This window comes from Carboxylicivirga sp. (assembly GCF_982718395.1).
Window position 1 is genome coordinate 22,942 of sequence record NZ_CEXQWX010000071.1, and the last position, 6,500, is coordinate 29,441.

The 6,500-nt window shown below is 36.4% G+C and carries 7 protein-coding genes; 5 read left to right on the top strand and 2 right to left on the bottom strand.

The window, feature by feature from the left end; all coding sequences use genetic code 11:
* Window positions 1-14: 14 nt before the first annotated feature.
* From AC4MRQ_RS13980 to AC4MRQ_RS14000, 5 genes are all read left to right on the top strand, one after another.
* Window positions 15-1,373 (top strand): TIGR03790 family protein, encoded by a 1,359-nt coding sequence (locus AC4MRQ_RS13980; protein ID WP_491198305.1) that lies wholly within the window; start codon window positions 15-17, stop codon window positions 1,371-1,373.
* 87 nt (window positions 1,374-1,460) lie between these two features.
* The gene (locus AC4MRQ_RS13985) at window positions 1,461-1,823 is read left to right on the top strand and encodes a hypothetical protein (RefSeq protein ID WP_491198306.1); all 363 of its coding nucleotides are present in this window, start codon (window positions 1,461-1,463) and stop codon (window positions 1,821-1,823) included.
* A gap of 29 nt (window positions 1,824-1,852) precedes the next feature.
* The gene (locus AC4MRQ_RS13990; RefSeq protein WP_491198307.1) at window positions 1,853-2,575 is read left to right on the top strand and encodes a hypothetical protein; all 723 of its coding nucleotides are present in this window, start codon (window positions 1,853-1,855) and stop codon (window positions 2,573-2,575) included.
* 101 nt (window positions 2,576-2,676) lie between these two features.
* Window positions 2,677-3,603: an alpha/beta hydrolase gene (locus tag AC4MRQ_RS13995; RefSeq protein ID WP_491198308.1), complete on the top strand. Its 927-nt coding sequence runs from the start codon at window positions 2,677-2,679 to the stop codon at window positions 3,601-3,603.
* Window positions 3,604-3,658: 55 nt separating this feature from the next.
* Complete coding sequence (locus AC4MRQ_RS14000; protein ID WP_491198309.1) at window positions 3,659-5,281, top strand: sulfatase family protein; 1,623 nt, start codon at window positions 3,659-3,661, stop codon at window positions 5,279-5,281.
* A gap of 230 nt (window positions 5,282-5,511) precedes the next feature.
* Here the strand turns inward: AC4MRQ_RS14000 and AC4MRQ_RS14005 are convergent, their stop codons facing one another.
* Window positions 5,512-5,697, bottom strand: a complete 186-nt coding sequence (locus AC4MRQ_RS14005) for a YgaP family membrane protein (protein ID WP_491198310.1) — start codon at window positions 5,695-5,697, stop codon at window positions 5,512-5,514.
* Between the two features lie 330 nt (window positions 5,698-6,027).
* Window positions 6,028-6,330, bottom strand: coding sequence for a hypothetical protein (locus tag AC4MRQ_RS14010; protein WP_491198311.1), 303 nt, complete (start codon window positions 6,328-6,330; stop codon window positions 6,028-6,030).
* Between the last annotated feature and the right edge of the window lie 170 nt (window positions 6,331-6,500).

Sequence of the window (6,500 nt, forward strand, 5' to 3'; positions counted from 1 at the left end):
TAGCATTATTTAAAATGAAAAAAATACTTTTAGCATTAATTATATTTTCTTGCATACCTGTTTTAGGTCAAAATAATGGCAGCTATGTAGATGTTGCTGTAATTATCAATGATAATAGTGATGTTTCTAAAGAAATTGGATTATACTTTCAGCAACAACGTAATATACCTGATAAGAATATAATACATATATCATCTGTTGTTGATGAAGAAATTGATAGTCTAACCTTTGATAACATTAGAATACAAGTTAGAAACCATCTATTAAGTAATAATCTAACCAATGATATAAATTATATCGTAACAACAAAAGGAGTACCCTTAAGAGTAAAAAGAGGCAAATGTGAAGACGGAAATATTTCAACTTGGAAAAGTTGCGCATCTGTCGATTCTGAACTGTCTTTGGTTTTAAGTCAGTTGGAAGAATACATTGGTAAACCTGATGGTGTAAAGAATCCATACCTTAATTCGAATAGCTTGTTTAGTAGAGCTGATTATGATATCTATTTAGTTTCAAGGCTAGATGGTTATACGGTACTAGACATTAAAAATTTAATAGATAGGAGCAGCTATGAATCTCCGGTTAGTAAAGAAGCATCTAAATTTGTGCTTGACCTAAGTTACATTGATAACTCTCCAAGCTTTGATATTATTGACAATAAATTTCAGAATCTACAAAATTACATTGGTAGCAATGGATGGAACTGTATTTATCATCCAGAATACTCATTACTGACGAACCAAACAGAAGTTATTGCATATTCGAGTATAAACTTTGATCCTGGCAATAAAGTATTAAACAATTCCTGGCTAAAAGGCTCTGTTGCAGAAATACTTTTTTCATTCTCAGCTAGAACCTTCAATAGGCAAGATAATCCCGACAATGAACTGTTATTAGCTGATTTAATAAATGAAGGTGTATGCGGAGCGATTGGTTATCCATACCATGCCTTTGTCCACAGTACTTTTAATACCAATTTATTTTTTAAAAATTATTTTTTTTCAGAGACAAGATTTAATCTAGCAGAAAGCTACTATAGTGCTATTCCAGGATTATCCTGGCAAACAATATTAGTAGGTGACCCCAAAACTTCAGTATCAATTGACAAAAGCACTGGTTTTAATGAAGATCAGGGGCAAATTAATATATCCCCTAATCCAAGCAATGGAATATTTACAATCAAACCTAATTGCGTTGGGTTGACTTCCATTGATATATACAATCTTAAAGGTCTGTTAATTAAATCAATCAACATTGTAAATAATAGCAATTTGCTTACTATTGACATTTCAGAACAGCAACCAGGCCTTTACATTTTATTCGTTAAAACAGATTGTGGAAATTCGACTCACAAAGTCTTTAAATCAAAATAAAACATACGCGACTGCACGCCCCTAGCTGGTGCCGATCTGCGATCGGTGCCTCCACATTACACAATTTAAAACTTATAGGATGACTGTATGAAACATCATTTCAAAGAATATAGTTTTAGGGATTGGGTCAATCTACCTGAAGAGATTAAGGGAGCGGTACAAAATAATTATTGGTCACCCTTTGAACCTAAAATTGGAGAAAAAACTCGAAATGAGATTTTAAAGGCATTCAAACAAACCTTAAATTGCGATTACTATTTATGCGAGTTTGGGTACTTTTCACATTATTTAATTGGTATAAGGTATCTTCCTAAAGATTCCAGAACCAGGATACCGAAGAGCTTTCATGGAATTCTTATTAACAAAGGGCGTGTTATTGGTATGCAAGATTCCAAAAACATGGCCGTAAAATGGAGCCACTCAGGAACTGAGCAAATTAAAATTGAGTAAATCATCAATAAAAACACCAATAGTTCACTATGAAACAATTAATCACTTTACCCTTCATTCTAATATTTCTTATTTGTTGCAATAACAGTAATCCTAAGGTCGTGTATCAACAATCGTCCGATTCATTAACAAATAAGTTACTCGTCGACACCCTTGCCATTGAAGTAGCTGGTCTTCCGGTTCATTTTGAAGGCACAAGTCATCTTATTCACCCGATTGGCAAAATTAAGCCCAACCGCAGTGTTAGAAAGGCATTTATGAGTTCGTATAGCTCTCACTCTTCTTCACGAAGTATATCATTCTTTTATAAAGACAATTCATCCATTCGTGGCGATATAATTAATGTGAGGTTTCAACATATCGATTCAGTCAAACTAATCAATCTAACCAACAAACAACTAAAGATTAATGAAATTGAATTTATCGGTCCTAAAGATATTCCCGATGTAGAGCCGGTACTTCTTTATCAAATTACAGACATAGACACCAATGAGGATTTAAAACTAAATGACGATGATATTGAGTCGCTTTATATTAGTAGCACTGATGGACAACACTTTAAGAAGTTAACGCCTGCTTATGAAGAATTAATCAATTGGGAACTAATGAAAGTGCAGAAACGGATCTATTTTATTACATCAGAAGATATTAATAAGGATGGTGAGTTTAATAAGACCGACACATTTCATTATTACTATGTTGATCTGAATGATAAAAGTAAAGAGGTAATTGAGTACAACCCATTATTATAGAAGAAAGAACTCCCCAACCTCCGTCTACTGCGAATTAAAAATCAACAAAGTTAATCCGCAGGGGTAAGTAAACCATTACCAACAAAATCAACACAGCAAATTTGAAAGCAATACGGAAAATATCGATCTCCATTTTAGTACTGTTTTTTATTGGCTTTAGCATTGCCAGCTATGTTGGACCCAGAATGATAATAGAAGTCAATAATTTGGTTTATAAAAATCGTGCGATTAACAAACATGCCATTATTCCCAAACTATCTGATTATAATTTAAGAGCCGAAAGTTTAGATTTTATTTCAAAAGATGGACTAAAACTGAAAGCTCTTCTTCTAAGAACCGACAGTTTAAAATCCAAAGGAACGATCATTATGATTCACGGTATCAGAGCCTATAAAGAACGCTTTATTCCCATATCTAAACAATTAACAGATAAAGGCTACAATGTTGTATTACCCGACCTTAGAGCCCATGGCGAAAGTGAAGGCAAATACTGTACATTCGGTAACAAGGAAAAATACGATATTTCGTGCCTGATTGACTCGCTAAAAACAAAGTCAACTATTAACGATAACTATATCATTTGGGGGCAATCGCTTGGAGCTGCTGTAAGTCTGCAAGCCTTGTCCATTGATAAACGACTAAAGCTTGGTATTATCGAAAGCACCTTTTCTGATTACCGGCAAATTGTACATGATTATTCAAAAAACATGATTGGCTTTGATGCAAAAGTTATGGTTGATTACTTTATCTGGCTAAGTGAGAAAATTGGTGGTTTCGAGGCTGATGAAACTGTTCCTGCCAATTCTGCTAAGAATATTAAACAACCGGTTTTAATGGTGCATGGAGAAAAAGATAAACGAATAAAGATTGAGTATGCCCAACTGAATTACGCAAACCTGTCGAGTAATAAAAAGCAATTTATTGCTTTCGAGGAAGCCAATCATTTGAATGTTTGGCAAGTGGGTGGGGAAGCATATTTTAATAAAGTTATTAGCTTTATTGAGGAGAATTTGGAAAAACAGGATTGAACCATTCACTCTTAAATATTAATGGTCAGTGGAATTTAAAGCTATGAAAAGAACAATGAAGTTACATCTAGTCTATTTATCTGCAATATTAATTGCTTTAAACATCAGTTGCACAAAGAAACCTACAACGCAAAAGCGACCAAATATCTTGTTTGCTATTAGTGATGACCAAACATTTCAGCATACAAGCTTTAGTGGATGTAATTTTGTGAATACTCCTGCTTTCGATAAGGTTGCAAGTGAAGGAATTTATTTCACCAATTGCTACGCTGGTTCTCCCGGCTGTGCACCTTCACGAAGTAGCATTGTTACGGGACGTTACCCCTGGCAGAACGAACAATCGGGTCAGCATGCTTCTTCTTGGATGAAAAAACACATTCCATTTGTTGATTTGCTAAATGAAAACGGATATATAACCGGCCGCACAGGTAAAGGTGTTGCTCCTTTCCGTTATGCACGAAATGAGAAAGATTCATTATGGCGCCAGGGTGATGCTGCGGGTAAATCGTATAGTAACATAACCTATAATGCTACAAACGATGAACGCTTTGCTAAAGGCATTAGCAAACGGAATTACTTTGAGAATTTTAAATACTTTATTGACAGCGTAAGAGGTGATCAGCCATTTTTCTTTTGGTATGGTGCTTCTGAACCACATAGGTCTTACGAAAAAGGTTCCTGGAAGAAAATGGGCAAAACTCTTGAAGATGTTAAAGTGCCCGGCTTCCTTCCTGACAATGATGAAATTCGCGGTGACCTACTGGACTATGCAGTGGAAATAGAATGGTTCGATCTTCACCTGCAGCGTATGCTAAACTACCTGGATCGTATTGGTGAATTGGATAACACTATTGTTATTGTTACCGGAGACAACGGTATGCCATTTCCCCGTGCTAAAGCAAACTGTTTTGAATACGGTGTTCATGTTCCCTTTGCTATTCGCTACCCTAAAGAATTTCCCGGAGAAAGGATAGTTGATGATCCCATAAGTTTTGTTGACATCGCTCCTACTATTCTGGAATTGACAGAAACTAGTTCGGAGGGCATGTTACCCATCTCTGGCAGTAGTATTCTTAATATTCTTCGAAGCAAAAATCAAGGTATTGTGGACGAGAACAAGACATCCGTACTTGCAGGCCGCGAAAGGCATTCGTGTTCGCGCTATTTAAATTGGGGATATCCGCAACGGATGATTCGCAATAAGGAATTTCTTTATATCTGGAACATCAAACCGGAGCGCTGGCCAGCTGGTGCTCCTCAACGTTATAATCCGGAAGATTCAACCCAATTATGGCCTATGTATGGTCTTGATGAAGAAGGAAAATTTATGGGTAATAGTGCTTTTACTGATATTGATGATTGCCCCACAAAGAGCTACATTATTGAAAATCATGATGACCATGAGGTTGCTGAATATTTTGAACTGGCTCACGGAAAAAGACCTGAAGTGGAGTTATACAATGTGATAAAAGACCCGTATTGCCTGAATAATCTTGCAGGAAAGACAGGCTATGCTTCAATTGAAAATGAATTGAAAGAGGAACTTATAGCACAACTTCATTCTACAAATGATCCAAGAGTTGTTGGTCCTGATAAGGAGATATTTGATAGTTATATAAGGTACTCACCCATGCGTAAGTTTCCGAAACCGGAATATATTGGCTCAACTATGAAATAATAAAAGGCCCCAATAACACAATTGCAATCAGAGCCTTTACATTCACAAACAAAAAATATGGAAACCTTATAACAGACTGTTAGATATTAGACTCAAGACATAAGATTGATTTGCATGGTGGAATAAATTACCATCTGCGCACAGCCTTATCGCCATTGTCTTAGCCAAATAAAACTAACAAATCTATTATCTCGCATGCTGCTTACGTTTAGGCAGTATGCCAACTCAAACTATTTCGGTACTCCTAATTTTGTTAAGATATCATTCATCAAGCACCATTTGGTAATTGACGACTGAATAAGATTAACGGCGACAAACCCGGCTAAATAAAGCCAGTTAATATTCACCAACACGGCTAGTGTAATGCTGGTTAACACAAATATTCCAGCCATTGCTCTGACAATTCTTTCTTGCATAGTTTTATTGTTTAGCTATTAGCTGATATTTCAGCCCATAGCGGTTTTACATTATTTATTGGAGTGTTAGCTCCTGTTTTCTATTCAATAGTATTAATCATGTATTGTGCAATACACAGGCCTGCGACCTGTGCTGTTATGTATTTGCCCTTCAGGCAAAATCATCCCCTCTCTTCAGTCTTCCGTCATCGGTCTTCCGTCCCATCTCTCATCGCTCACCACTCCCACTAACTTTGAACCCAAAACTCTGAACTTATTAATCCCCGTCATCCGTCACCTGTCTTCAGTCCTATCTCACCTCTCATCTCTAAACACTGAACCCTAAAAAACTCACACCCCCTTCTCCACGTCAACCACATAAGCATTGATATTGCACTGGGGCATTTCAGCTTTACATTGCAACAGCTTATCCAGCAAGCTATCGGCCTGTTCATTTCCCACAAATGAGATAAAGGCGATATTATCAACACCCATCGTTCCCTGCCCAAACCAGTTGCCAAGGCGATGTTGCTTTTCTAGTTTACGCATTCCCTTCATCTCAACTTCATTGTAGTAAGCTACCTGATGCTCACTAAAGAACTCTTGTAGTCGCTCCCTGTATTCAGCGACTGTTATAGCGATTAATAGTTTCATTTTTTAGTATTTTGTATCAAGACACAAGATGTAAGACTTAAGATTATTCCCAGTATTCCAGGTCTTTTGTCTCGCGTCTTTTATCTTATGTCTTGTGTCTTAAATCAATTTTTATTCTCAATAACTTCCTCTAACACTTCTGTGGTCACCTGTTCTTCGTTTTGTTCTGC